The sequence below is a fragment of the Streptomyces sp. NPDC058773 genome (genome assembly GCF_042746015.1).
Taxonomy (GTDB): Bacteria; Actinomycetota; Actinomycetes; order Streptomycetales; family Streptomycetaceae; genus Streptomyces.
This window is the reverse complement of the sequence record NZ_JBHYPE010000002.1, coordinates 1-23,010: the sequence shown is the minus strand read 5'-3', so window position 1 is coordinate 23,010 and position 23,010 is coordinate 1. Positions and strand designations below refer to the sequence as shown.

Sequence of the window (23,010 nt, the reverse complement as noted above, 5' to 3'; positions counted from 1 at the left end):
CGGAGGTGTGCGGATGGCTCTGTCGAGACGCGTACTGCTGGGGCGGCTGGCGGCGACCGGAGCGGCCGGCGCGGCCCTGGCCACCGGGGCCCGGCCCGCCCTCGCCGCGCAGGGAGAGGGCGGGCGGGTGCACACCGGCTTCGAACGGCTGGCCGCCGACGGCTACCGCCTCCTGGACGGCCGCCGGGTCGGCATCGTCACCAACCCCACCGGCGTCACCCGGGAGTTGCGGCACATCGTGGATGTGATGCACGCCGACGACCGGGTGCGGCTGACCGCGGTGTTCGGCCCCGAGCACGGCTTCCGGGGCACCGCACAGGCGGGCGGCTCGGAGGGCCGCTACGACGACCCGGCCACCGGGCTGCCGGTCTACGACACCTACAACAAGAGCGGCCAGGCGCTCGCCGACATCTTCACCGCCTCCGGCGTCGACACCGTCGTCTTCGACATCCAGGACGTCGGCGCCCGCTTCTACACCTACATCTGGACGCTGTACGACTGCATGGTGGCCGCGGTCCTGGCCGGCAAGCGCTTCCTGGTCCTGGACCGTCCCAACCCGGTCACCGGCCGCGCGGCCACCGGCCCGGTGCTCGACAAGGCCTACGCCTCGTTCATCGGCCGGGAGCCGATCGCGCAGACGCACGGGATGACGGTCGCGGAGCTGGCGCTGCTGTTCAACGGCGAGTTCGTGCCGCAGGCCGCCGGGCGTCCGGTGGAGCTGGAGACGGTCCGGATGACCGGCTGGCGGCGCACCGGCTTCTACGACACGACCCGGCTGCCCTGGGTCCCCCCGAGCCCCAACATGCCCACCGCCGACACCGCCCTGGTCTACGCGGGCACCTGCCTCTTCGAGGGCACCAACCTCTCCGAGGGGCGCGGCACCACCCGCCCCTTCGAGCTGCTGGGCGCCGACGGCATCGACCGGCGCTGGGCCGCGGCCGCCACCGGACTCGGCCTGCCCGGTGTGCACTTCAGGGAGGCCTACTTCGCCCCCACCTTCTCCAAGTTCCAGGGCAAGACGATCGGCGGCGTGCAGCTGCACGTCCACGACCGCGCGGCCTTCGACCCGGTGCGCACCGGTATCGGCCTGCTGGTGACCGCGAAGCGGGTCTGGCCCGGCTTCGCCTGGCGGCCGGACCACGGCATCGACCGGCTGACCGGCTCCGCGACCGTACGGACGATGATCGACGCGGGCGCCGGGCCGGACGAGATCGTGGCCGCCTGGCAGGACGGCCTGCGCCGCTTCCGTACGGTACGGCGGCGGTATCTGCGCTACCCGTAAGGGTGTTGGGGCGGGACCGGCCCGGCGCCGGTCCCGGTCCCAGGAACCGGAACCGGCCACCTGGCCTCTTGACCGCTCCCTCCCCCGAGCCCGAAAGTGCGCTGGTGAGCAGTGACGCGACAGCAGCACAGACATCGGCAGCGGCGCCCGCGAAGCCGGACGGGGCGGGCACCGGCGGCGAGAGCCTGCGCCGGGTGGCGGTGGCCTCGTTCATCGGGACGGCCATCGAGTTCTACGACTTCTACATCTACGGGACGGCCGCCGCGCTCGTCCTCAACCAGGCGTTCTTCCCGAACCTCGACCCGGTCAACGCCACCCTCGCGGCCTTCTCCACCTATGCGGTGGCGTTCGTCGCGCGGCCCCTCGGCTCGGTGGTCTTCGGCCACTTCGGCGACCGGGTGGGCCGTAAGTCCGTCCTGGTGGCGTCGCTGTTGCTGATGGGGCTGTCGACGGCGTGCGTCGGGCTGCTCCCGGGGTACGGCACCTGGGGCGTCTGGGCGCCGCTGCTGCTGATCGCGCTGCGCTTCCTCCAGGGCATCGGGCTGGGCGGGGAGTGGGGCGGGGCCGCGCTGCTCGCGGTCGAGCACGCGCCGCGCGGGCGCCGTGGACTGTATGCGGCCTTCCCCCAACTCGGACCGTCCGTCGGGTTCCTCGCGGCGACCGGGGTGTTCTGGCTGCTGTCGTCCGTCCTCGACGACGCGGCGTTCCGCTCCTGGGGCTGGCGGGTGCCGTTCCTGCTGTCGTTCCTGCTGGTCGGCGTCGGGCTGTTCGTACGGCTGAAGATCAGTGAGACACCGGTCTTCACCAAGGTGCTGGACGACCGGGAGGCGAGCAAGGTCCCCACGGTCGAGGTGGTGCGCCGGCATCCGCGCGAACTGCTGCTGGGCGCGGGCGGGATGATCGTCGCGTACGGCCTCTTCTACACCGCGACGACCTACTGCCTCGCCTACACCACCGGCACTCTCGGCATCTCCCGCAACACCATGCTGGGGCTCTCCCTCGTCGCCTGCCTCTTCCTGGCGGCCGGCACCTGGCTCGCGGCCACCCGCTCCGACGGCGCCGGCCGCCGCAGGCTGATCCTCGCCGGGACCGCCCTCGCGGGGGTGTGGGGGCCGCTGCTCTTCCCGCTGCTGGACACCGGACGGCCGGTGCTGATCGCCCTCGGCATCGGCGGCGCACTGTTCTGCATGGGCGTGGTGTACGGCCCGATGGGCGCCTATCTGCCGGAGCTGTTCGGCGCGCGGGTGCGCTACTCGGGCGCCTCGCTCGCCTACAACCTGGGCGGTGTCCTGGGCGGCGCGGTGGCCCCGCTGGTCGCCACCCGGCTCCAGTCGGCATACGGGTCGGCCTCGGTGGGCTGGTACGTCAGCGCGATGGCGGCCGTCTCGCTGCTGTGCGTCCTGGCCCTGCCGGAGACCCGGGAGCGGGAACTGGTCTGAGGACGGCGGCCCCTACGGGCCGGGCGGTGGCGGCCGCGCGCCCTCACGAGCTGAGCCACCACCGCCCGCTCTCCCGGGACAGCGCGTCCCACAGGAGGTTGAGGGGATGGCCGGGGGCGTAGGAGTCCCGCTCGCCGCGGCGGGTGAAGACGCCGACCAGGACCTCGGTCCTGGGGCCGACCTCGCCGACGATCTCCAGGGTGCGCAGCCCGCCGGCCTCCGGGAGGCGGCCGTCCGCCGCCGCCTCCCCGATGCCCCGGGTGACCAGCATCGCCCCGCTGACCACCCCGGACCGCAGCAGCTCGAAGCCGTAGTGCGCGGCCTCGATCTCGGCCGCGACGGAGAGCCGCTGCCGGTAGTCGGCGCCGTACCAGGCGGTCAGGAAGCGGCCGATCAGCCCGCGCGCCGAGATGACCAGCGGCAGTCCGGGCAGGTCCCGTGCGCTGAACGAGGTGCCGGGCAGGCGCTCCGGCGGCAGGTTCGTCAGCAGCGAGAGCCCGCTGCGCCGCCACTCCATGACCTCGTACGGAGCCAGCAGTTCCGCCTCGTCGGCCTCGGTGACCACGACGCTGCCGCAGACCAGGTCGAGTTCCTTGGAGCGCAGCTTGGTGAAGAGGTCGCCGGTGCGGACGTGGGTGACCTTCAGATCGACGTCGTCGCGCTCGTAGTCCTGGGTGACCCGTTCCACCGCGTCCAGCAGGAAACCGAGGGTGTAGCGGGTGGTGCCGACGGACAGCGTCCGGCCGAGCCGGCGGCGGGCGTCGTGCACCCCGTCCGACCACTCGCCCAGCGTGCGGCGCGCCAGTTCGACCAGCGCCTCCCCGGTCGCGGTGAACAGGGCGTCCCTCCCGCGCCCCTGCTTGAGGACCAGCTCCTCGCCGCAGAGCGCGGCGAAGGTGCGGTTCATGGTGTCCAGTTGCTTCTGCACGCTGGACTGTTCGCGGCCCAGCCGGCGCGCGGCGCCCAGCGCGGTACCCGCCTCGTGGACGACGATCAGTGTGCGCAGCTGATCCATGGTGGTATCCAGCAGCTCCGTCGGGTACTGCTGCGAACCTGACAAGGCCATGCCTCGCTTTCCCATCCCCTGGAAGTTCAGAACCCTGCAGCATACCCCCAAGGGTTTTCCCGTCCCGAGGGCAGTCGGGCCGCACGGAACGGGAGTTGGGACCGGGGCGCCGGGCGGCCGGGCGCACGCGAAGGCCCCGGGAATCCGCCTCTCCTCCCGGGGCCTTCATGGAGCCGCCTGTACCCGCGTACCGGCTACCGGCTATCGGTGGGCCGGGAACTCCACGACCTGCTGGTAGGTCGGCCGGTTCTGCCAGCTGATGGTGGCGTGGGTCAGACCGCCCACCGTGCGGTGGATGATCGCGTCCGCGCACCACTGGTCGCCGGCCTTGCAGCTCTCGTCGCCGGGGTAGACCTGCTCGGCCGTCTTCGCGCTCGCCTGCTGGAGCGTGGCGAGCAGGGTGTCGCGGCAGGCGGACAGCTCACCGTTGCCACAGAACTTCTCGCCGAGCGGCGCCGTGACCTTGTCGCCGAGCACCGTCCGCAGATCCTTGTCCACGTAGCCCCACCAGCCGTACTGGAAGGCCGATCCGGCGTGCGCCCCGGTGGGTCCGTGGCCGGCCGACGGTGATTCGTCGATCCCGAGGTTGGCGCGCAGCGCGTCGTAGACGTCGCCGCCGAGGCCCGGCTTGAAGACGGCCTCCGTCATCAGCGGCCACCAGGCGTCCATGAGGCGCACCGCGTCGGGGTGGGTGTAGGTGTGCGAGCCCGCCGAGGTCTCCCGGCGCTGGGCGCCGTCCTTGCGCCAGGCCTCCAGCTGCTGCACGGCGGTCTTCAGCTTCGGGTCGGTGACGGGCTTGCTGCCCACGACCCGCAGGAGTTCGGGCAGCACGTCCTCACCGCGCAGATCGGTGACGGCGGCCTCGGACATGGCACGGGTCAGCGACGCCCGGGTCACCCCGCCGTCCTTCGTCAGCGCGCGCACCCGGTCGTCCAGGAGATTGCCGCGGTGCACCGGGCCGTTGCCGTAGCCCGCCGAGTCGTAGTCCTTGGCCTGCTTGTTGTTCCAGGAGATGTAGTAGTCCTGGTTGACGGACTGCGGGTGCTGGGCGGGCGGGGTGTACTCGGTGGTGTTGGCCGCGGGGTCGTAGCCCTTCCATTCATAGGCGTCATCCGCCTTGACGGGCAGCGACGGGTCGACATCGGGGTTGCGGACCGGGTTGAGGCCGCTGTTGTAGTACGCGATGTCGCGGGAGTCGGCGTAGAACCAGTTGAAGGCGTAGCCGATGTGCTCGGCGGCCTTCTGGAACGACGTGGCGTCCCGTACGGAGGACGGGTCGTTGAACATCTGGAAGCCGATGATCGAGTCGGCCTCGTGGCGGTAGGTGGAGCGCTGCGCGGTGTAGGCGACGGGCTTGCCGTCGAGGGTCGCGCGGTGGGTGACGACGCCGTACTTGGTCCGGAAGACCTGCATCCGGTAGGAACCGGCCGCCGTCGGGTCGGCGATGGTGGGCTTCCAGGAGTTGGTGCGCTCCAGCTTCTCCATGGGGACGCACCGGCCGCGGTAGCGGTAGGCGGTGGAGTCCTTGGTGGGCGCGGAACCGTCCGCGTTGCACAGCTCGATGGCGAAGCTGTCGGTGATGTCCTGTCCGGCGGAGGTGGCGCTCCAGGAGTAGTCCTGGCCGCGGCCGAGCTGGACGTACATCCCGACGCCCGCGAAGGAGGCGCCGCGGGCGCTGATGCCGGGCCCCTGGATCTCCTGGAGCATCAGCAGCTGGGGCGCGAAGTAGCCGGTCTGCGGGCCGAAGACGGCGACCGGATGACCGCTCGCGGTGTGCTTGCCGGACACCAGCAGGGCGTTGGACATCCCGCGGTGCTGGGTGGGATCGAAGCTCCCCTTGGGCAGCACCCCGTCCTTGAAGAGGCCCTCCAGCTTCTTGTACTTCCTGGGGGCCTTGACCGGGTCCCGGGGCTGCGTGCCGCTCTTGACGGTGGCCGCGCCGGTGCGGTCGAAGACCAGCGGCTCGGGGGTGACCGAGCCGCGGTCCGGCAGCGCCGTGCCCTTGGCCTTGGCCGGCTTCACGGCGTACGGGAAGCTGCTGCCGTCGTGCAGGGTCTTGGCGGCCTCGGGGTCGTTGCGCTCCCGGAAGGACTCCCAGACCTCGGTGCCCTTCTCCACGCCGTACTTCTGCTGGGCGGAGAGCAACGCGAGGGCCGACGGGACCTCGCCACCCCCGCCGTTGCCGAAGAGGCCGCCGACGACGGAGGCCAGGGCTATCAGGTCGGTGAGCTTGAAGGGCTGGATCTCACCGGCGTTGGTAATGGCGTCGACATGGCCGGTGAGCACGTACTCGCCGGGGAAGTACCGGCCGTTCTTGGACTGTTCGCGGTAGGCGTTGATCCCGTCGACATAGGCCTGGGCGTCCTGCATGGCCAGCTTGCCGCGCTCGCCGTTGTTGTCCTTGATGTAGTCGACCTGCTGTTGCAGATCCTCCTCGGTGTACGGCGCCTGCGGCCAGAACTGCTGCTCCAGGCCCTGGTTGGCGAGCGCGCCGCCGGCGAAGGAGGTCAGTTCGCCGCGGCCGATGTGGCGGAAGAGGTCCATCAGCCAGAGCCGGTCCTGGCCCGCGGCATAGCCGGCGCCGTATTCGGTGCCGTAGCGCGTGGTGCCCTTGATGTGGGGCACACCGGTCTTCTTGTCGCGGGTGATGGTCACATCGCTGCGGGGCGTGGTGACCTTGCCGACCTGGTCCGCGGGAACACCGAACGAGGCGTCGTTGAAGAAGCTGCCGAGGGTGTCGTCGGTGAGCGACTGGTAGCCGCTCGCCAGCGCACCGTACGGACCGAGCTGGTCGGTGGAGTGCTCGGGATGGGTCCCGAACAGCTTGTTGCCGAGGATCTCCACCAGGGTGGCGTTGCCGGTGGCGCCGGGCGGCAGGATGTCGCCGCACTGCCCCTGGCAGTAGTCGTTGGCGTCCTGCGGCGCGGCGGCCGCGGTGGGGGGCGGTGCCAAGAGCGTGGCACCCAAGGCGAACAGGGCTGCCGCGGCGGCTGTCCTGAGCCTTCCGGTACGTCGTCGCATTCCAGCTCCTCGATGGGGGTCCCCTTGGGGAGGGCGGGCGGCACGTTACCGGCGGTTACCACCGGCGGGAAGATGAACAACAGTCAACTTTTCCCCTTCCGCACGGAGATCGGCCCGGCACCGCGGAGACACCTCGGAACATCGCCAACGAAACCGCACGAAAATTCGAGGGATCCAGCTGGAGATCGGCTGCGTCCCATCCCTGTCCAGTCGGGTCCTCCCCACGGAGGTGGGATGAAATGGCCGGTTTCAGAGCCCTCGCAGAACAGGTCCGCAATCCACGACTCGTCGCGACCCAGCGACGCACCGCCCTGCGCAAGTGCCTTGAACGCTTTGCCCCTTACGGGCACCGGGCGACCTGGCACCATCTGTGCACCCGGGCCGGTATCGCCACCCAGGACCGCGATCCCGATCCGGAGCGCCTGGTGGCCGCGCTCACCGAGCTGGAAGAGGCCCGCGCCCTCTGGCTCGCGTACGAGGAGGAGTTCGCCGCCCGGCGCCGCAAGGAGAAACACCACGGCATCCGGCAGCCCGGCGCCCTCGACGAGTGGCACCGGCGCACCTGGGGCGGCTGCGACATCGTGCCGTGCGAATCACCGCAACGGCACCCCGCGGCCCGGCTCGCGGTGGTGCTGCGCCGCATGATCACTGCCATGGAGGCCGGACACCCCCGCCGCGACTGCCCGGTCTGCGGCGGCACCTGCTTCGCCTGGCTCCCCGACGCCACCGCGGCCGGCCCCGCCTGCCTCCGCTGCGGCGTCCTGGCCCCGCCCTCCGTCCTGACCCCGGAAACCCTGACCGCCGCCGCCCGCACCCACGGCGCGGGCGCCTTCGCGGCGGCCTGACGGCCGGACCGTGAAAGCCGGGCGCCGCCAGATCCCGGGCGGCGCCCGGACGGGGGCGGAGGGGAAGAGCACCCCCGCCCCCTTCACCACTCACCACTCACCACTCACCACCAAGCAGAAATACCCCTTTCCGCACCCCCCACGGCCTTTACGTTCCTCCACGGCCTTTACGAAGGGGCCCGTGAGCTGAAACAACTGTTCCCGGGCCGACCGCCCGCGCCGGCGGTGCGTCCGGCGGAGGTCGGTCTTTCTGCCCGTGCGGCACCAGGGCCGTGCGGGCGCCCGTAGGAGAGGGTGGACGTCCATGGCCGAACTGCACGATCTGACCGCGCTCGAGCAGGCTCAGGGAATCCGGTCCGGGGAGCTCTCCCCCGTGGAACTCACCGAGCACTACCTCGCGCGGATCGAGCGGCTCGACGACACACTCGGCGCCTTCCTGACCCGTACGCCCGACATCGCCCGCAAGCAGGCCGCGGAGGCGGAGAGCGAAGCCGCCGCGGCCCGCCGTGAGGACCGTGAACTCCCGCCGCTGCACGGCGTTCCCGTCCCGGTGAAGGACCTCAACCAGGTCGCGGGGGTGCGCTGCACGATGGGCTCCCGGGCGCTGGCCGAGCATGTGCCGGCCGTCGACGACCATCTGGTCGGCAAGCTGCGGGCCGGCGGCACGATCCTGCTCGGCAAGACCAACACCCCCGAATTCGGGCTGCCCTGCTACACCGAGAACGGGCTGGCGCCGCCCGCCCGCACCCCGTGGGACCTGGCGCGCTCGGCGGGCGGGTCCAGCGGCGGGGCGGCGGCGGCCGTGGCGGCCGGTCTGGCGCCCGTCGCGCACGCCAGCGACGGCGGCGGCTCCATCCGGATACCCGCCTCGGTCTGCGGGCTGTTCGGTATCAAGCCCAGCCGCGGCCGGATCAGCAGCGGCCCGATGTTGCACGACATCTCGGGTCTGGCCACCTCGGGCCCGCTGGCCCGTACGGTCGGCGACGCGGCCTCCCTGCTGGACGTGCTGGCGGGGGCGATGCCCGGCGACCCGTTCACCGCGCCGTCGCTGCCGCCCGGCGAGACCTTCGCCGGGTACGCGCAGCGCGACCCGGGACGGCTGCGGATCGCCTGCCTCACCGAGGCGCCCGTGCCCGGTATCGAGGTCCACGCCGACTGCCGCACCGCCACCACCGACACCGCCGCCCTGCTGACCGGACTCGGCCATGAGGTCGAGGAGCTGTCGCTGCCCGCCGACGACGGCATTCTGCTCGCGTTCACCCGGGTCTGGTCGGTGCTGGCCGCGAGCCGTCCCGTGCCGCCGGAGGGCGAGGAGCTGCTGATGCCGCTCACCCGCTATCTGCGCGACCGCGGCGCCGAGGTCTCCGGTACGGACTTCACCCGTTCGCTGTTCGCGTTCCGGATGCTCGCCCAGTCCCTGGCCGACGGTCTGATGCCGCCGGGCGGCTATGACGTGATCCTCTCGCCGACCCTGGCCGCACCGCCGGCCGAGGTCGGCGCGCTGCGCAACGACGCCGATCCCCAGGCCGAGTTCAACGCCCTCGGCGCGTACACCCCGTTCACCGCGCTCTACAACGCCACCGGCCAGCCCGCGGTGAACGTCCCCGTGCAGTGGAACGCCGACGGCCTGCCGATCGGCGTGATGCTGGCCGGCCGGTACGGCGACGAGGCCACCCTGATCGCGCTGTCCGCGCAGCTGGAGCAGGCCCGCCCGTGGGCGGGACGCACCCCGTCCATGTGGTGACCGATACCGGAGTGTGCGCGCCCGTCCCGCCGCGGGGCGGGCGCGCCCGCGCTCAGCACCCGGCCGTGGCGCACCCGCCCGGCTCGTCCCGCGGCGCAGGGCTTCCGGAGCCCTGATCGCCGTCGGCCCGCCCCTGCGCCCCCTCCGGGTCCTTGACGCCCCGGTCGACCCGCAGCCGCCGCGCGCCGGGCCCCCGCTCGCCGAGGTTGTCGTACGGATTGGACAGCGCGCAGGTCTCCAGCGAGAGGCAGCCACAGCCGATGCAGTCGGTCAACCGGTCGCGCAGCTCGACGAGTTGGCTGATCCGCTCGTCCAGCTCGGAGCGCCAGACCTCGGAGAGCCGGGCCCAGTCGGCGCGGTTGGGGGTGCGCTCGTCGGGCAGCTCCGCCAGCGCGTCACGGATCACCGCCAGCGGGATACCGACCCGCTGCGCCGCCCGTACGAAGGCGACCCGGCGCAGCGCGTCACGGCTGTAGCGGCGCTGGTTGCCCGCCGTCCGGGTGCTGCTGATCAGCCCCTTGGACTCATAGAAGTGCAGCGCGGACACCGCGGCACCACTGCGCGCGGAAAGCTGGCCGACGGAGAGCTCATGAACCTTGTACGGAAGCTGGGGCACGCTTCAACCCTAGCCGTCCGGCCATTGACAGCGAGGGCTCGCACTCCGCATTCTGAGCAAGCGCTTAGTAAGGTCGGCGGTGTGCGCCAACGGCGGACGGATCCCGAGGAGGCAGGCAAGAGATGGCAGAGCCCCGAGTGTTTGGATCGCTCGACGAGCTGCGGGCCGCGGTCGGTGAGGAGCTGGGCACCAGCGACTGGCTGGAGGTCGACCAGAAGCGGATCGATCTGTTCGCGGAGGCCACCGGCGATCACCAGTGGATCCATGTGGACCAGGAGAAAGCCGCGGCAGGCCCCTTCGGCACCACCATCGCGCACGGCTATCTGACGCTGTCGCTGCTGCCCGCCCTGGTGCCGCAGCTGATGCGGGTCGACAACGTGAAGATGGGCATCAACTACGGCACCAACAAGGTCCGTTTCCCCGCCACCGTGCCGGTCGGTGCGCGGCTGCGCGCCACGGCCACGATCGCCGAGGTCACCGAGGTGTCCGGCGGCGTCCAGCTCACCACGGTCGTGACGATCGAGCGCGAGGGCGGCGACAAGCCGGTCTGCGTCGCGGAGACGGTCAGCCGTTTCTATCTGTAGCCGGGACGCGGACGGTGCGGGGCGCCGACGACGAGTAGGGGCGGGCCGGGCCTTTCACGGCCCGACGCCTCAGGCGACCGGCGCGCCCACCATGCGCAGCACGAGGTCGGCGTAGAGGGTGCCGACCTCGTCCGGGGTGCGGGGGCCGTCCGCGGTGAACCAGCGGGCGACGTCCACGCACAGCGACAGCACCGCGAGGGTGGTGCCCGGTACGTCGTCGGCCCGGAACTCCCCGCTGTCCGCGCCGTCCTGGATGATCTGCCGCAGCAACCGGTCGGTCCGGCGGCGCAGTCCGGCGATCTCGCTGTAGTGCTCGGGGCTAAGCGCCTGGAGTTCGTACTGGATGACCCGGGCCGTGGTGTGGTGCTCCGCGTGCCAGCGGGCGAAGGTGCGGACGGCGTCGCGGAGCCGCTCGGCGGCGCTGCCCCCGGCCTCGGCGGCGGCGCCCATGATGCGCAGCGCCTTTTCGTGGCCGATGCCGCTGATGCGGTAGAGCAGCTCTTCCTTGGTCTTGTAGTGGATGTAGAGGGCGGCCGGGCTCATCCCGGCACGGCCGGCGATGTCACGGGTGGTGGTGGCGTGGTAGCCGCGTTCGGCGAAGGCCTCGACGGCCGCGCTGACCAGGCGTCGCGCGGCGTCCGGGGTCACCCCGGCCCACTCCTCGTTCTCCTCTTTGGCCCGCTCCGCCGCCGCACCCATCGCGCACCCCGCTCCTCGACCCGCCAGGGACCCTCCTCTGACGGATCGAACACCATATCGCGCCGCTGAGCAAGCGCTTAGGCCCGACGGGGCGCAGGCGGCACCACCGCGGACCGTGGATCGGGCGAGCATACGGGAACCAGCTAATTAGCACTGCTAGTTTTGGCTGGGCAGCCTCTACCATGTGCGGCATGGCCCGACCCCACAAGCCCCTGCTGAGCCGCGAGCGCATCGTCGCCACGGCGCTGGCACTGATCGACGCCGAGGGGCTGCCGGCGCTCTCCACCCGGCGGCTGGCGGCCGAGCTGGGCGTGAGCGGGCCGTCGCTCTACAACCACTTCACGACCAAGGACGAGATCCTCGACGCGGTGGCCGACACGGTCATCGCCAAGGTCGATGTGTCGACGTTCGAGACGGGCACCGACTGGCGCGCCGGGCTGCTCGACTGGGCCCGCTCCTACCGCGCGGCGCTCGCCGCACACCCGCACATCGTGCCGTTCCTCGCCCAGGGGCCCGGCCGCCGCCCGGCCGGACTGAAGATGGCCGACGCGGCGTTCGGCGGGATGGTCGAGGCGGGCTGGCCGCCCGCGCAGGCCACCCGGGTCTGTGCGATGGTCCGCTACTTCGTCGCCGGCTCCGCGCTGGGCTCGTTCGCCCGCGGCTTCGTCGACGACCCGGGCGCCTACGACCCCGCCGACTATCCCCACCTGGGCCAGGCACATCTGCTGGCGGAACATCAACGCCAGGTGGACGAGGGCGCGTTCGAGACCGGGCTGCGCGCGCTGGTGGACGGTCTGGCGCTGCAATTCCCTGCGCGGCCCGCCAAGGGCTGACTACCGTAAGTGTTCTGACCATTACGGGAATCTGGCCGGTTGTGGAGGAGGTCCCATGCCGCCGAGAAGGGTCGTCACCGGACGGAGCAAGGAGCCGCGCAAGCGGTTCGCGGAGGAACTGCGCTTACTGCGTGCACAGAAGGGTGACAGCCTGCGGAAGCTCGGTGAGGTACTCGGCTGGGACGCGTCGCTGTTCGGGAAGATGGAGAGCGGGAAGACCATCGGCAGCCCGGAGGTGGTGGAGGCGCTCGCCCAGCACTACGGGACGGAGGAATGGCTGCTGACGCTGTGGGAGTTGGCGGTGGGGGATCCTACGCAGTTCCTGGAGCAGTACCGGAGGTACATGGCGCTGGAACAAGAGGCGGTGAGCCTCTGGCATTACGCCCCGAGCGCGCCGCCCGGCCTACTCCAGACGGCCGGGTATGCGCGCGAAGCGCTCGCGACGGGCGACCTTCAGGGCCGGGAGCTGGACCAGCAGGTCGAGGCGCGCATAGGGCGTCGGAAGTTGCTGGAGCGGGACGACGCACCGCCGTTTCGCGTCATCCTCTCCGAGGCGGTGCTGCGCACGCGGCTGCGCGACCCGCAGAAGTGGCGGGAGCAGCTGGAGTACCTGGCGGAGGCAGCGGAACGCCCGAAAATCACCCTCCACGTCCTGCCGTTCAGCGCCGGTCCGCATGGCCTGATGAACACCGCCGTGAAGTTCCTGCGGCTGCTGGACGGTCGTACCGTGGCGTACACCGAGAATGACGATCGCGGTGAACTGATCGAAGAAAACGGCAGGGTTGAGGATTTGCAGCGCCGATACGATGCGATGCGTGACCTGGCGCTGTCCCCGGCCGAGTCGCGGAAGTTCATCGTCCGGATGTTGGAGGAAGTGCCGTGCGAGCCATCGACCTGAGCAAGGCTACGTGGCGTAAGAGCAGCTACAGCAACACCAGTGGCGGCGACTGCATCGAGGTCTCCGACGACTTCCTGACCGCCGCCAACTGGCGCAAGAGCAGCTACAGCAACTCCAACGGCGGCGAGTGCATCGAGATAGCCGACAACCTCCCCGCCCTCGTCCCCGTACGTGACAGCAAGAACCCCCAAGGGCCCGCGCTCGTCTTCAGCGCCGCCGCCTGGGGGTCCTTCGTTGCCGCCGTGAAGAACAGCGCCGTCTAGAAGACGACCAGCGCCCGCCCGCCCTTGCCCGCCAGCATCGCGTCGAACGCGGCCGGGATGCCGTCGAGGCCGATCCGCTCGGTGACCAGCGCGGAGAGATCGAGCGCGCCGGAGCGGACGTGACCGGCGATGACGGGGAGATCGCGGGCGGGGTCGCTGTTGCCGTAGACGCAGCCGGAGAGCGTCCGGCCGAAGTAGAAGAGCTCCAGGGCGGAGAAGGACACCTGCTGGTCCTGGCCGCCGATGCCGACGACGGTGGTACGCCCGCCGCGGCGGGTCGCCGACCAGGCCGTACGGATGGTGTCGGCGCGGCCCACGCACTCCACGGCGACATCGGTGCCCAGGCCGCCGGTGAGCTTGCGGATTCGCTTGGCGGTGTCGTCGCCCGCCACCACGAACTCGGTGGCGCCGGCCGAGCGGGCCAGCTCCTCCTTCTCCGGCGAGACATCCACCGCCACGATCGGGCCGGCGCCCGCGATCCGCGCCGCCTGAAGCGTGGCCAGCCCCACCCCGCCCACGCCGAAGACCGCGACCGACTCCCCCGTACGCACCCGGGCACTGTGGTGCACGGCCCCCCAGCCGGTGAGCACCGCGCAGCCGAGCAGCGCGGCATCGGCGAGCGGCACCCCGTCCGGGAGCGGCAGCGCGGCCCGTGCGGAGACCACGGTCTCCTCGGCGAACACGGCGGTGCCCAGGCCGGGGTAGAGCTCGGTGGCGTCGTCGGCGCGCTTGGCGTACGGGGTCTGCGCGGCGAGGCCGGAGTGGGCGCACAGCCAGGGCTCGGCCAGTTCGCAGAAGTGGCAGTCGCCGCAGGACGGTGCCCAGTTGAGGACGACCTGGTCGCCGATGGCCACCGTGGTCACGTCGGGGCCGACGGCGGTGACGGTGCCCGCGCCCTCGTGCCCGAGGACGGCCGGGACGGGCTGGCGCAGGGTGCCGTTGGACAGGGAGAGGTCGGAGTGGCAGACGCCGGCGGCGGCGAGCCGGATGCGGATCTGGCCGGGCCCGGGCTCGGGCAGCTCGATCTCGGTGATCTGCAGGGGGGCGTTGACGGCGGGCAGTACGGCGGCGCGGACCACAAGGTCTCCTCGGTGCGCGGGACGACGGGTGGCAAGGGGCGGGCCTAGCGGCGGGGGACGGTGCCGGTCCCCTGCCGCCGGGCCGGATCAGAACTGCAACGACTTGGTCTGGAGGTACTCCGTCAGGCCGTGCGGGCCCAGCTCGCGGCCGACACCGGACTGCTTGTAACCGCCGAACGGGGCGAGGGGATTGAAGCGGCCGCCGTTGATGTCGACCTGCCCGGTGTGCAGCCGGCGGGCGAAGGCGACCGCCGTGGCCTCGTCGGCGGCCCAGACCGCGCCGGCCAGGCCGTAGACGGTGTCGTTGGCGATCCGGGCGGCGTCGTCCTCGTCCTCGTACGCCAGGATCGACAGCACCGGGCCGAAGATCTCCTCCTGGGCGATGGTCATGTCGGGGGTGACGTCCGCGAAGACGGTCGGTGCGACGTAGTAGCCGGCATCGGGGACGGGCGCCTCCGGGCCGCCGGCCACGACCCGTGCGCCCTCGGCGATGCCCTGCTCGACATAGCCGCGCACCCGGTCCCGCTGGGTGGCGTTGACCAGCGGGCCGAGCCTCTCGCCCGGGACGTACTTCGCGGCGGCCGCGGTCGCCAGCTCCACGGCCTCGGCGTAGTGGTCCCGGTGGACCAGCATCCGGGTCCAGGCGCTGCACGTCTGGCCGGAGTTGGCCATGACATTCGCGACGCCGACCGCGACCGCCCTCGGCAGGTCGGCGCCGGGCAGGATGACATTGGCGGACTTGCCGCCCAGCTCCAGCGCCACCCGCTTGACCGCGGCGCCCGCGAGGGCACCGATCCGCTTGCCGACGGCCGTCGAGCCGGTGAAGGAGACCAGATCGACCCCGTCGTGCTCGGCGAGCGCCTGCCCGGCAACCGGGCCGAGGCCCGTGACCAGGTTGAAGACACCCGCGGGTATCCCCGCCGCGTCGACGCACTCCGCGAACAGCTGGGCGACCAGCGGGGTGTCCTCGGCGGGCTTGAGCACCACCGTGCAGCCGGCCGCGAGCGCCGGGGCGACCTTGGCGACGACCTGGTGGAGCGGGTAGTTCCAGGGCGTGATCGCACCGACCACGCCGACCGGTTCGTGCAGCACGGTGGAGTTGCCGATCGTCTCCTCGAAGGCGTACGTACGGGCCAGCTCGGCGTACGAGCCGCAGACCGCGAGCGGCACCCCGGCGTGCACCGCCGTGCTCAAGGCGAGCGGCGAGCCGAGCTCGGCGGTGACCGTCTCGGCCACCTCCTCGGCGCGGGCGGCGAGTTGGTCACGCAGCGCGGCCAGCCGGTCCGCCCGCTCTCCGGGCGGGGTGGCGGCCCAGCCCGGCAGCGCGGCGCGGGCGGCCCGCACGGCGGCGTCCACGTCCTGCTCGGAACCGGCCGGGACGGTGGCGATCACCCGCCCGTCGGCCGGGTTGACGACCTCGATCGCCCCGCTGCCCTCGGCGGGCCGCCAGCTTCCGTCGATATACATCGCGTCATGCTGCTTCACGTCGTGGTCCTCCCGCGTCGGCCGGTGGTCATCGCCTCCAAACTAGCGCCGGTAGTTTTGCGCCGCCAGGGACCCCGCCCCGCCGCTGCGGGGTGACGGTGGCCACGAGCCCAGGGCGTTGCGGTGGGGCTCCCGCGGGCCCAGGAAGATCGAGGCGGTCGGGGAGACCGGGAAGATCGGGGAGACCGGGAAGATCGGGGAGAACAGAGAGATCGGGCGACACGTCACCCGGCGTCCCGGTAGTGGTCCCGGACCTCGGGGCATTGCCGGAAACCGGCTGACGTGTAGGTGGCGACGGCACCGGCATTGGAGCTCGGGGTGCAGACGAGCGCGCTCGACGCGCCCAGCTCCTGGAGTGCGGCCGCCGCGGCGAGGGTGATCGCCCCGCCGTAGCCGCGCCGGCGGTGCTCCCGGTGTACGCCCATCGGTTCGAGCAGCCCGGGCCTCCCCGGCCCGGCCGACCACACCGTCACCGCCGCCACCGCGTCGCCCCGGTCGTCGTACGCGACCAGACACCGGGCGTCCGCGTACGGCAGTCCGGCCGCCATCGCGTGCCAGCGCTCGCCCGTGAATGTCGACCCGTCGAATGCCGCCCGAACTACTGCGGCGAACACCTGCGCCCGCTCCGGCCCGACCGCCTCGATCCGTACGCCTGGGTCCTGGACCGGCGCCATGAGGTCGCGGCACAGCGGCGTCCACGGCTCATCCGCCTTCCAGCCGTCCTCGCACAGCAGGTCTTGGACGAGCGCACCCACCGGCGCCTCGATGTTCACCCTGCCCTCGGGCAGCACACCGCGCTCCGGCTCGGTCACGTCGTCAACCAACCGCCGCGCCAGCTCCTCGTCCCGCCGAGCGTCCGGCGCGATCGTCAGCCGCAACAGCCCAGGACCGTCCAGCAGCCCGACGGCGAGAATCCGCCCGCCCCGGCTCCACGTCCTGACCGCCGCGGCGGTCGCTTCCGCGCCCATCCGCCAGAACCAGCCCAGGTCCCCCGGATGCAGTTGCATCGGCGCCCCGTCGTACTGCCACTCCCGCAGCACGCCCGCAGCCGCGCCCAGCCCGTCAACTCCCGGCTTGCCCAACACAATCGCCATGACTCCGATCACACACCACCGCACCGACGGTCCGCACCCGGTTTCCGACCGGCCGACGTGGCGCGGATGCGGTGGTGCGGGTGCCGTGTATCAACTCGTTCCGCCATCCGCCCGTTTCGGTGTCACGTCCGGAAGCCGACGCAACGAGGAGTCATGTGACACTGAGCGTGGCCCCGGCCGCCCTCGCCACTTGACCACGAGTTAGCCAGAAGCCATCGCTCGCCGGTGGCGGAAGCCCGTAGAAGGCCGCCGCCACCAGGTGGACACACCTGCCCGAGGTTCCCATGCGCCCGCATCACTTACGCCACCTCGTCCCGCTCGGCGCCGCCACAGCCTTACTCCTGTCCGGCTGCGCCGACGAAGCGACAAAGGAGACTCCGGACCACGGAGGATCTTCGGTAAAGCCCTCCAAGACGCATAAAGAGCAAAAGACATCAGCACCGGACAGCGGCAGACCATGGGAGTCCGACGATGCCATGCAACGCGCGGAACGGGCTTTGGACGCTCATGACGACGACGGCAGCGATCCGCAACGCGCCGAGTCCGGTTCCGCACACATCGCGAGCGGAGTGAACAAGACGTTCCAGGCACCGGGGAAGCGGTGGTACCGCCTCGACATCACCTGCGACACAAAGGGCGTTGCGGAACTCACCCTCACGCTGACGCGTGGCGACGCGGAACAGGCCTACGGAATCGGCTGCGGGGACCGTGAGGCCGATCAGTTCAACATCCCCCCGGGCGCCCCCTTCACGGCCCGCGTCGACACGGTGCGCAGCGGCACCGGCCTCGTCCTGTGGCGCCTGAACACCGTCTCTCCGGGCGACGTGGACGGATGTGATGACGACATCGACGGCTGCGGGGGCTGAATCAGCAACGCCCCGTGATCTTCAGCGGGGCGGGCCCGGCAGAAGACCGCCGGCCCGGCCGTGCTCACCGCTCCCCGTGCGAAGGAGAAGGTGAGGACCAGGCGCAGCAGCCAACTCCTGCCGGGCCCTTGGGGGTTGGTGCCAGGTATCTAGATGATGCCGAAGAGCACACCGGCGCACAGGACCACCAGGGAGGTCAGTGCGGCCCACTTGACGGTGAATTTCGTGTGGTCGCCGAACTCGACCTTGGCCATCCCGACGAGGACGTAGACGGCGGGCACGAGCGGGCTGGACATGTGCAGGGCCTGGCCGACGAGGGAGGCGCGGGCGATCTCGATGGGCGCGACGCCGTGGGCGGCGCCGGCCTCGGCGAGGATCGGGACGATGCCGAAGTAGAAGCCGTCGTTGGACATGAAGTAGGTCAGCGGGATGCTGAGGACGCCGGTGACGATGCCCATGTGCGGGCCGAGCGCGTCGGGGACGCCGCTGACCAGCCAGCGGGCCATGTGCTCGACCATGCCGGTGCCGGTGAGCACGCCGGTGAAGACGGCGGCGGCGAAGACCATGCCGGAGACGTTGAGCACGTTCTCGGCGTGCGCGGCGACGCGGGCCTTCTGATCCTTCATGTGCGGGAAGTTGACGGTGAGCGCGAGGGCGGCGCCGAGCAGGAAGAGCACCGGGATCGGCAGTGTCTGGAGGATCAGCAGGGTGAGCAGCGCGAGGGTGAGCGCGGCGTTGAACCAGTAGAGCTTGGGGCGCAGGGTGGGGCGCCGCGGGTCGAGGACCTGGAGGCCGCTGTCGTCGGCGGCCTGCTCTCCGGAACCGTCGGCCGGTTCGTCGGGAGAATCGGAGTCGGTGCCGCTGCCGCCGACCGTGGCGCCACGCCGCGTGCCGCCCGGGCCCGTACTGCCAGCCCCCGTACCTCCGGCCCCCGCACCCACGAGAACCTGCTCGCTCTCCTTCTCCGGCGCCGTCTCCGTCACCCCATGGGTGTCGCCGAGGGTCAGGGTGCCCAGCCGCTTGCGCTCACGCCGGCCGAGGACGTACGCGAGGGCGAAGACCGCGGCCAGGCCGACGGCCAGGGCGGGAATCATCGGGACGAAGATGTCGCCGGCGTCGAGCTTGAGCGCGGTGGCGGCGCGGGCGGTCGGGCCGCCCCAGGGGAGGGTGTTCATCACGCCGTTGGCGGTGGCGGCGACGCCGGTCATCACCACGAGGCTCATCTTCAGCCGCTTGTAGAGCGGGTAGAGCGCCGAGACGGTGATCATGAAGGTGGTGGAGCCGTCGCCGTCGAGCGAGACGATCGCGGCGAGCAGCGCCGTACCGACCACCACCCGCACCGGGTCGGCCTTGCAGAACTTGAGAATGCCGCGGACGACCGGGTCGAAGAGGCCGACGTCGATCATCACCCCGAAGTAGATGATGGCGAACATCAGCATCGCGGCAGTGGGGGCCAGGTCACCGATGCCCTTGAGGACATAGTCGCCCAGGTGCGCGCCCTGTCCGACCAGGACGCAGAACAGCGCGGGGATCAACACCAGCGCTGCCATCGGTGACATCTTCTTCATCATGATCAGCACCAGAAAGGCGGCGATCATGACAAATCCGAGGATTGTCAGCATTAGGGGTACCTCACGTTCGCCCTTGAACAACTGCCGGGGGTGGCGGTGGAGGCGACGTTAAGACCTGCAAAGTTTTGTTAACAAGGCCTTGACGCGCGAGCAATACGAGCAAAACCCCAGGTCAATAGGGATCTCACCGGATGGGCACGCGCACAACCGGCGGGACCCGCCCCCCGCGCCGCCCGCACCCCGGGCGTCACTCCGCCCCGTCACCCGGCTCTTCACCCGTCCCGTCCAGATAGCGCGCCAGATACGCCCGCAGCAGCAGCTTGGTCTCGGTGAAGAGGGCCGGATCGCCGGCCGGATCCGTACGGAAGGCGAGCTGGAGCAGCGCATCGGCCGTCTCGACGGCGACCAGGAAGGCGGTACGCAGCCGCTCGTCGGCGGCGTCCAGACCGAGCGGGCCGGCGAAGAGGGCCAGCAGCCGGTCGGCGACCTCGTAGTTGGCCTGCCGGGCGGGGCCCGGGGCGGGGACGGTGAACTCGACCAGGGCGAAGCCCGGCACCGTCCGCTTCATGGCGAGGTATTCGTCGACCACCACGTCCATCGCCCGGCGCCACCGGAGCGGGGTGTGCGCCGGGTCGGTGAGCCGGGCGGTGATGCGGGCCGCGTAGGCGTCGAGATTGCGCCGGGCGAGGGCCTCGGCCATGGCGCGCTTGTTGGGGAAGAAGCGGTAGACGGAGCCGATCGGGACCCCGGCGCGGCCGGCCACCGCCCGGGTGCTCAGGTCCTCGTACCCGGTCTCCTCCAGCACTTCGGCGCAGGCGTCGAGGATTCTGGCCAGCCGCTGGGCACTGCGCCGCTGGACGGGGACGCGGCGCAGGGCGGCGGCCGGCGGATCGGGGGGCTGGGGCGGCTGCTGCACCCGACCATCCTGCCCGCCACCGGGGCGGTACGTGAGCGCAGCGATCCGGCCGACGCGGCCAGGACTGTCCGTTGACGCCCCCCGGCCACAATCCTAAGGTCATGCATAGGATTCCTTGAGCGGCGGGAGCACGCGATGGCAGACACGGGCAGCGAGCAGGCGAGGAAGACGGCGGAGGCGCTGGAGTACCTCACCGGCTTCGGCAACGAGCACAGCTCGGAGGCCGTCCCGGGCGCCCTCCCGGTGGGCCGCAACTCCCCGCAGTGCGCGCCGCTCGGCCTGTATGCCGAGCAGCTCAGCGGGTCGGCGTTCACCGAACCGCGGGACCGCAACCACCGCTCCTGGCTCTACCGCATCCGCCCGTCCGCCGCGCATCCGCCGTTCGTCCGGGCCGAGCGGCACGCGCTCCGCTCGGCACCGTTCACCGACTGCGCCCCCGACCCCAACCGGCTGCGCTGGAACCCGCTCCCCGAGCCCGCCGGGCCCACCGACTTCCTGGACGGCCTGTGGACCCTGGGCGGCAACGGCGACGCGACCCAGCGCACCGGTATGGCCGTCCACCTCTACCAGGCCAACACCTCCATGGAACGGCGGGTGTTCGGCAACGCCGACGGTGAGCTGCTGATCGTGCCGGAGCGCGGCGGACTGCTGCTGCGCACCGAACTCGGCCTGCTGCACGCCGAACCGGGCGACGTGGCGCTGATCCCGCGCGGCGTCCGCTTCCGCGTCGAGCTGCTGGACACCTCGTCGGACGTACAGGCCCCGACAGCGCGCGGCTATGTCTGCGAGAACTACGGCCGGCCCTTCCAGCTCCCCGACCTCGGCCCGATCGGCGCCAACGGCCTGGCCAATCCACGGGACTTCCGCGCCCCGGTCGCCGCCTACGAGGACATCGAGGGCCCCGTAGAGGTCATCAACAAGTTCTGCGGCCATCTCTGGACGGCCACCTACGACCACTCCCCCCTGGACGTCGTCGGCTGGCACGGCAACCACGTTCCGTACGTCTACGACCTGCACCGCTTCAATGTCATCGGCTCGATCAGCTACGACCACCCCGACCCGTCCATCTTCACCGTGCTCACCTCGCCCTCGGACACCCCGGGGCTGGCGGGCGTGGACTTCGTGGTCTTCGCGCCGCGCTGGCTGGTCGGCGAGGACACCTTCCGGCCGCCGTACTTCCACCGCAATGTGATGACCGAGTACATGGGCCTGATCGAGGGGGCCTACGACGCCAAGGCGGAGGGCTTCGTGCCGGGCGGCGGCTCGCTGCACAACATGATGTCGGCGCACGGACCGGACCGGGAGACCTTCGACCGGGCGAGCACCGCCGAGCTGCGGCCGCAGAAGATCGACGACGGTCTGGCCTTCATGTTCGAGACCCGCTGGCCGCTGACCCTCACCGAACAGGCCCGGGACGCCGGCCATCTGCAGCGCGGATACGACGACGTATGGCAGGGTCTCCAGCGCCACTTCCGCCCGTGACACCGGGGAACACCTCGTGACCACCTTCGCTCCCGACTCGCTCGCCCTGAACCGCAAGCTGCCGCTCTGGTATCAGGTCTCGCAGTCGCTGCGCGCCTCCATACTGGGCCGCTCCCCGGAGGCGCCGCTGCGGCTGCCCACCGAGGACGCGCTCGCCGAGCACTACGGCGTGAGCGTACTGACCATGCGCCAGGCGCTCAAGGAACTGGAGACGGAGGGCCTGATCAGCCGCCACCGGCGCCGCGGCACCTTCATCGAGCCGAGCGCGCAGCGCGGTGCGCCGGTGCGGCTGCTGGGTTCCGTGGACGCGATCGTGGCCCAGCAGTCCGGGATGAGTACCGAGCTGCTGGACCACGGCCGCACACCGGTGCCCGCCGAACTGGCCGCGTACTTCCCGGACCTGACGGAGGTGACCGGCTTCACCCGGCTCCGCAGCGACGAGGAGACGGGTGAGCCGACCAACCACGCCCGCAACTACGTACACCCCGGAGTCGCCGGGCTGATCGATCCGGCGGACCTGCTGCGCCGGCCGATGACGAAGGTGCTGCGGGACGCGGTGGGCGTACGGATCAGCCGCATCACCGACACCGTCGAGGCCCGCCTGGCCGACCCGGAAACCGCCCGGCTCCTCCAGGTCCCCCTGCTCAGCCCGATCCTGCACTACACGGGCATCACGTACGACGAGGACGGCCGGGTGATCGACGTCGCCCGGATCCACTACCGGGGCGACCGGTTCTCGTTCACGGTCACGATGGATGCGTGACACTGCGTTCTGCATTCTTCCCACGTTTTCGGCTTGCCCGCCGTGGTGGTTGCTCGCCGGTTGTGGCCCGCTTCGCGGTGCCCTCGCCGTGTCGCCTGCGGCGGGCGGGGGTCCGCTGCGCGGCGCTGTGGCTCCCTGCGATTTCGGCTGACTCGTCGTTGCGCCTGCGGCGGGCGGGGTCCGCTGCGCGGCGCTCTGCTCCCCACGTCTTCGGCTGACTCGCCGTTGCGCCTGCGGCGGGCGGGGTCCGCTGCGCGGCGCTCTGCTCCCCACGTCTTCGGCTGACTCACCGTTGCGCCTGCGGCGGGCGGGTGGCTTGTGGGTGCGGTGACGGGCCTCCGGTGCCTGGTGTGTGGACTGCTTCGCTTTACGTCCACACACCAGACGCCTCCGGCCCGTCCCCTCCCGTGGGGGGAGTTGTTCCGGTGGGTGGGGGCTGGCCGCCGTAATCCCAAAACTCTGTT

Annotated in this window: 20 protein-coding genes; 11 read left to right on the top strand and 9 right to left on the bottom strand. The window is 71.4% G+C overall.

Features of this window, described 5'->3' with window-relative positions; genetic code table 11:
- Positions 1-13 precede the first annotated feature (13 nt).
- Together ACFW5B_RS02060 and ACFW5B_RS02055 are read left to right on the top strand one after the other, a co-directional pair.
- Positions 14-1,282 carry an exo-beta-N-acetylmuramidase NamZ domain-containing protein gene (locus tag ACFW5B_RS02060; RefSeq protein ID WP_386431780.1) on the top strand — a complete coding sequence of 423 codons (1,269 nt, stop codon included), beginning with the start codon at positions 14-16 and terminating at the stop codon, positions 1,280-1,282.
- Positions 1,283-1,386: 104 nt separating this feature from the next.
- Positions 1,387-2,721, top strand: coding sequence for an MFS transporter (locus ACFW5B_RS02055; protein ID WP_386431777.1), 1,335 nt, complete (start codon positions 1,387-1,389; stop codon positions 2,719-2,721).
- 43 nt (positions 2,722-2,764) lie between these two features.
- Here the strand turns inward: ACFW5B_RS02055 and ACFW5B_RS02050 are convergent, their stop codons facing one another.
- Together ACFW5B_RS02050 and ACFW5B_RS02045 are read right to left on the bottom strand one after the other, a co-directional pair.
- On the bottom strand, positions 2,765-3,787 hold the full coding sequence (locus ACFW5B_RS02050) for a LysR family transcriptional regulator (protein WP_386431775.1): 1,023 nt from the start codon (positions 3,785-3,787) through the stop codon (positions 2,765-2,767).
- A 201-nt stretch (positions 3,788-3,988) separates the two neighbouring features.
- Positions 3,989-6,808, bottom strand: a complete 2,820-nt coding sequence (locus ACFW5B_RS02045; RefSeq protein ID WP_386431773.1) for a penicillin acylase family protein — start codon at positions 6,806-6,808, stop codon at positions 3,989-3,991.
- Between the two features lie 239 nt (positions 6,809-7,047).
- On the opposite strand from ACFW5B_RS02045, the gene ACFW5B_RS02040 reads away from it, so the two are divergent.
- Both ACFW5B_RS02040 and ACFW5B_RS02035 read left to right on the top strand, forming a co-directional pair.
- On the top strand, positions 7,048-7,653 hold the full coding sequence (locus ACFW5B_RS02040; protein ID WP_386431770.1) for a hypothetical protein: 606 nt from the start codon (positions 7,048-7,050) through the stop codon (positions 7,651-7,653).
- A gap of 304 nt (positions 7,654-7,957) precedes the next feature.
- Positions 7,958-9,397, top strand: a complete 1,440-nt coding sequence (locus ACFW5B_RS02035; RefSeq protein WP_386431767.1) for an amidase — start codon at positions 7,958-7,960, stop codon at positions 9,395-9,397.
- A gap of 52 nt (positions 9,398-9,449) precedes the next feature.
- Here the strand turns inward: ACFW5B_RS02035 and soxR are convergent, their stop codons facing one another.
- Positions 9,450-10,013, bottom strand: coding sequence for a redox-sensitive transcriptional activator SoxR (gene soxR / locus ACFW5B_RS02030; RefSeq protein WP_386431764.1), 564 nt, complete (start codon positions 10,011-10,013; stop codon positions 9,450-9,452).
- 122 nt (positions 10,014-10,135) lie between these two features.
- Between soxR and ACFW5B_RS02025 the strand changes: the two genes are divergently transcribed.
- A complete protein-coding gene (locus ACFW5B_RS02025) occupies positions 10,136-10,597 on the top strand; it encodes a MaoC family dehydratase (protein WP_386431762.1) in 462 nt (153 codons plus the stop codon).
- A 69-nt stretch (positions 10,598-10,666) separates the two neighbouring features.
- On the opposite strand, the gene ACFW5B_RS02020 is transcribed toward ACFW5B_RS02025, so the two are convergent.
- On the bottom strand, positions 10,667-11,296 hold the full coding sequence (locus tag ACFW5B_RS02020; RefSeq protein WP_386431760.1) for a TetR/AcrR family transcriptional regulator: 630 nt from the start codon (positions 11,294-11,296) through the stop codon (positions 10,667-10,669).
- A 191-nt stretch (positions 11,297-11,487) separates the two neighbouring features.
- On the opposite strand from ACFW5B_RS02020, the gene ACFW5B_RS02015 reads away from it, so the two are divergent.
- Genes ACFW5B_RS02015 through ACFW5B_RS02005 form a run of 3 tightly spaced genes read left to right on the top strand, consistent with a single transcriptional unit; the run spans position 11,488 to position 13,290 of the window.
- Positions 11,488-12,129, top strand: coding sequence for a TetR/AcrR family transcriptional regulator (locus tag ACFW5B_RS02015; protein ID WP_386431757.1), 642 nt, complete (start codon positions 11,488-11,490; stop codon positions 12,127-12,129).
- A gap of 55 nt (positions 12,130-12,184) precedes the next feature.
- Positions 12,185-13,027, top strand: coding sequence for a helix-turn-helix domain-containing protein (locus ACFW5B_RS02010; protein WP_386431754.1), 843 nt, complete (start codon positions 12,185-12,187; stop codon positions 13,025-13,027).
- The gene (locus tag ACFW5B_RS02005) at positions 13,009-13,290 is read left to right on the top strand and encodes a DUF397 domain-containing protein (protein ID WP_386431751.1); all 282 of its coding nucleotides are present in this window, start codon (positions 13,009-13,011) and stop codon (positions 13,288-13,290) included. Before ACFW5B_RS02010 ends, ACFW5B_RS02005 begins: the two co-directional genes overlap by 19 nt.
- Here the strand turns inward: ACFW5B_RS02005 and ACFW5B_RS02000 are convergent.
- From ACFW5B_RS02000 to ACFW5B_RS01990, 3 genes are all read right to left on the bottom strand, one after another.
- Positions 13,287-14,369, bottom strand: a complete 1,083-nt coding sequence (locus ACFW5B_RS02000) for a Zn-dependent alcohol dehydrogenase (RefSeq protein WP_386431748.1) — start codon at positions 14,367-14,369, stop codon at positions 13,287-13,289. The genes ACFW5B_RS02005 and ACFW5B_RS02000 overlap by 4 nt on opposite strands.
- 87 nt (positions 14,370-14,456) lie before the next feature.
- On the bottom strand, positions 14,457-15,854 hold the full coding sequence (locus ACFW5B_RS01995) for an aldehyde dehydrogenase family protein (RefSeq protein WP_386431745.1): 1,398 nt from the start codon (positions 15,852-15,854) through the stop codon (positions 14,457-14,459).
- Between the two features lie 224 nt (positions 15,855-16,078).
- Positions 16,079-16,948 carry a GNAT family N-acetyltransferase gene (locus ACFW5B_RS01990; RefSeq protein WP_386431742.1) on the bottom strand — a complete coding sequence of 290 codons (870 nt, stop codon included), beginning with the start codon at positions 16,946-16,948 and terminating at the stop codon, positions 16,079-16,081.
- Positions 16,949-17,445: 497 nt separating this feature from the next.
- Here ACFW5B_RS01990 and ACFW5B_RS01985 point away from each other — a divergent pair, with 497 nt between their 5' ends.
- A complete protein-coding gene (locus ACFW5B_RS01985) occupies positions 17,446-17,814 on the top strand; it encodes a hypothetical protein (protein WP_386431739.1) in 369 nt (122 codons plus the stop codon).
- Between the two features lie 149 nt (positions 17,815-17,963).
- On the opposite strand, the gene ACFW5B_RS01980 is transcribed toward ACFW5B_RS01985, so the two are convergent.
- Positions 17,964-19,436 carry a CitMHS family transporter gene (locus tag ACFW5B_RS01980; RefSeq protein ID WP_386431736.1) on the bottom strand — a complete coding sequence of 491 codons (1,473 nt, stop codon included), beginning with the start codon at positions 19,434-19,436 and terminating at the stop codon, positions 17,964-17,966.
- A 196-nt stretch (positions 19,437-19,632) separates the two neighbouring features.
- The gene (locus tag ACFW5B_RS01975) at positions 19,633-20,301 is read right to left on the bottom strand and encodes a TetR family transcriptional regulator (protein ID WP_386431734.1); all 669 of its coding nucleotides are present in this window, start codon (positions 20,299-20,301) and stop codon (positions 19,633-19,635) included.
- Positions 20,302-20,436: 135 nt separating this feature from the next.
- Here ACFW5B_RS01975 and hmgA point away from each other — a divergent pair, with 135 nt between their 5' ends.
- Complete coding sequence (hmgA, locus tag ACFW5B_RS01970; RefSeq protein WP_386431731.1) at positions 20,437-21,783, top strand: homogentisate 1,2-dioxygenase; 1,347 nt, start codon at positions 20,437-20,439, stop codon at positions 21,781-21,783.
- 16 nt (positions 21,784-21,799) lie between these two features.
- Positions 21,800-22,546 (top strand): GntR family transcriptional regulator, encoded by a 747-nt coding sequence (locus ACFW5B_RS01965; RefSeq protein WP_386431728.1) that lies wholly within the window; start codon positions 21,800-21,802, stop codon positions 22,544-22,546.
- Positions 22,547-23,010 lie beyond the last annotated feature (464 nt).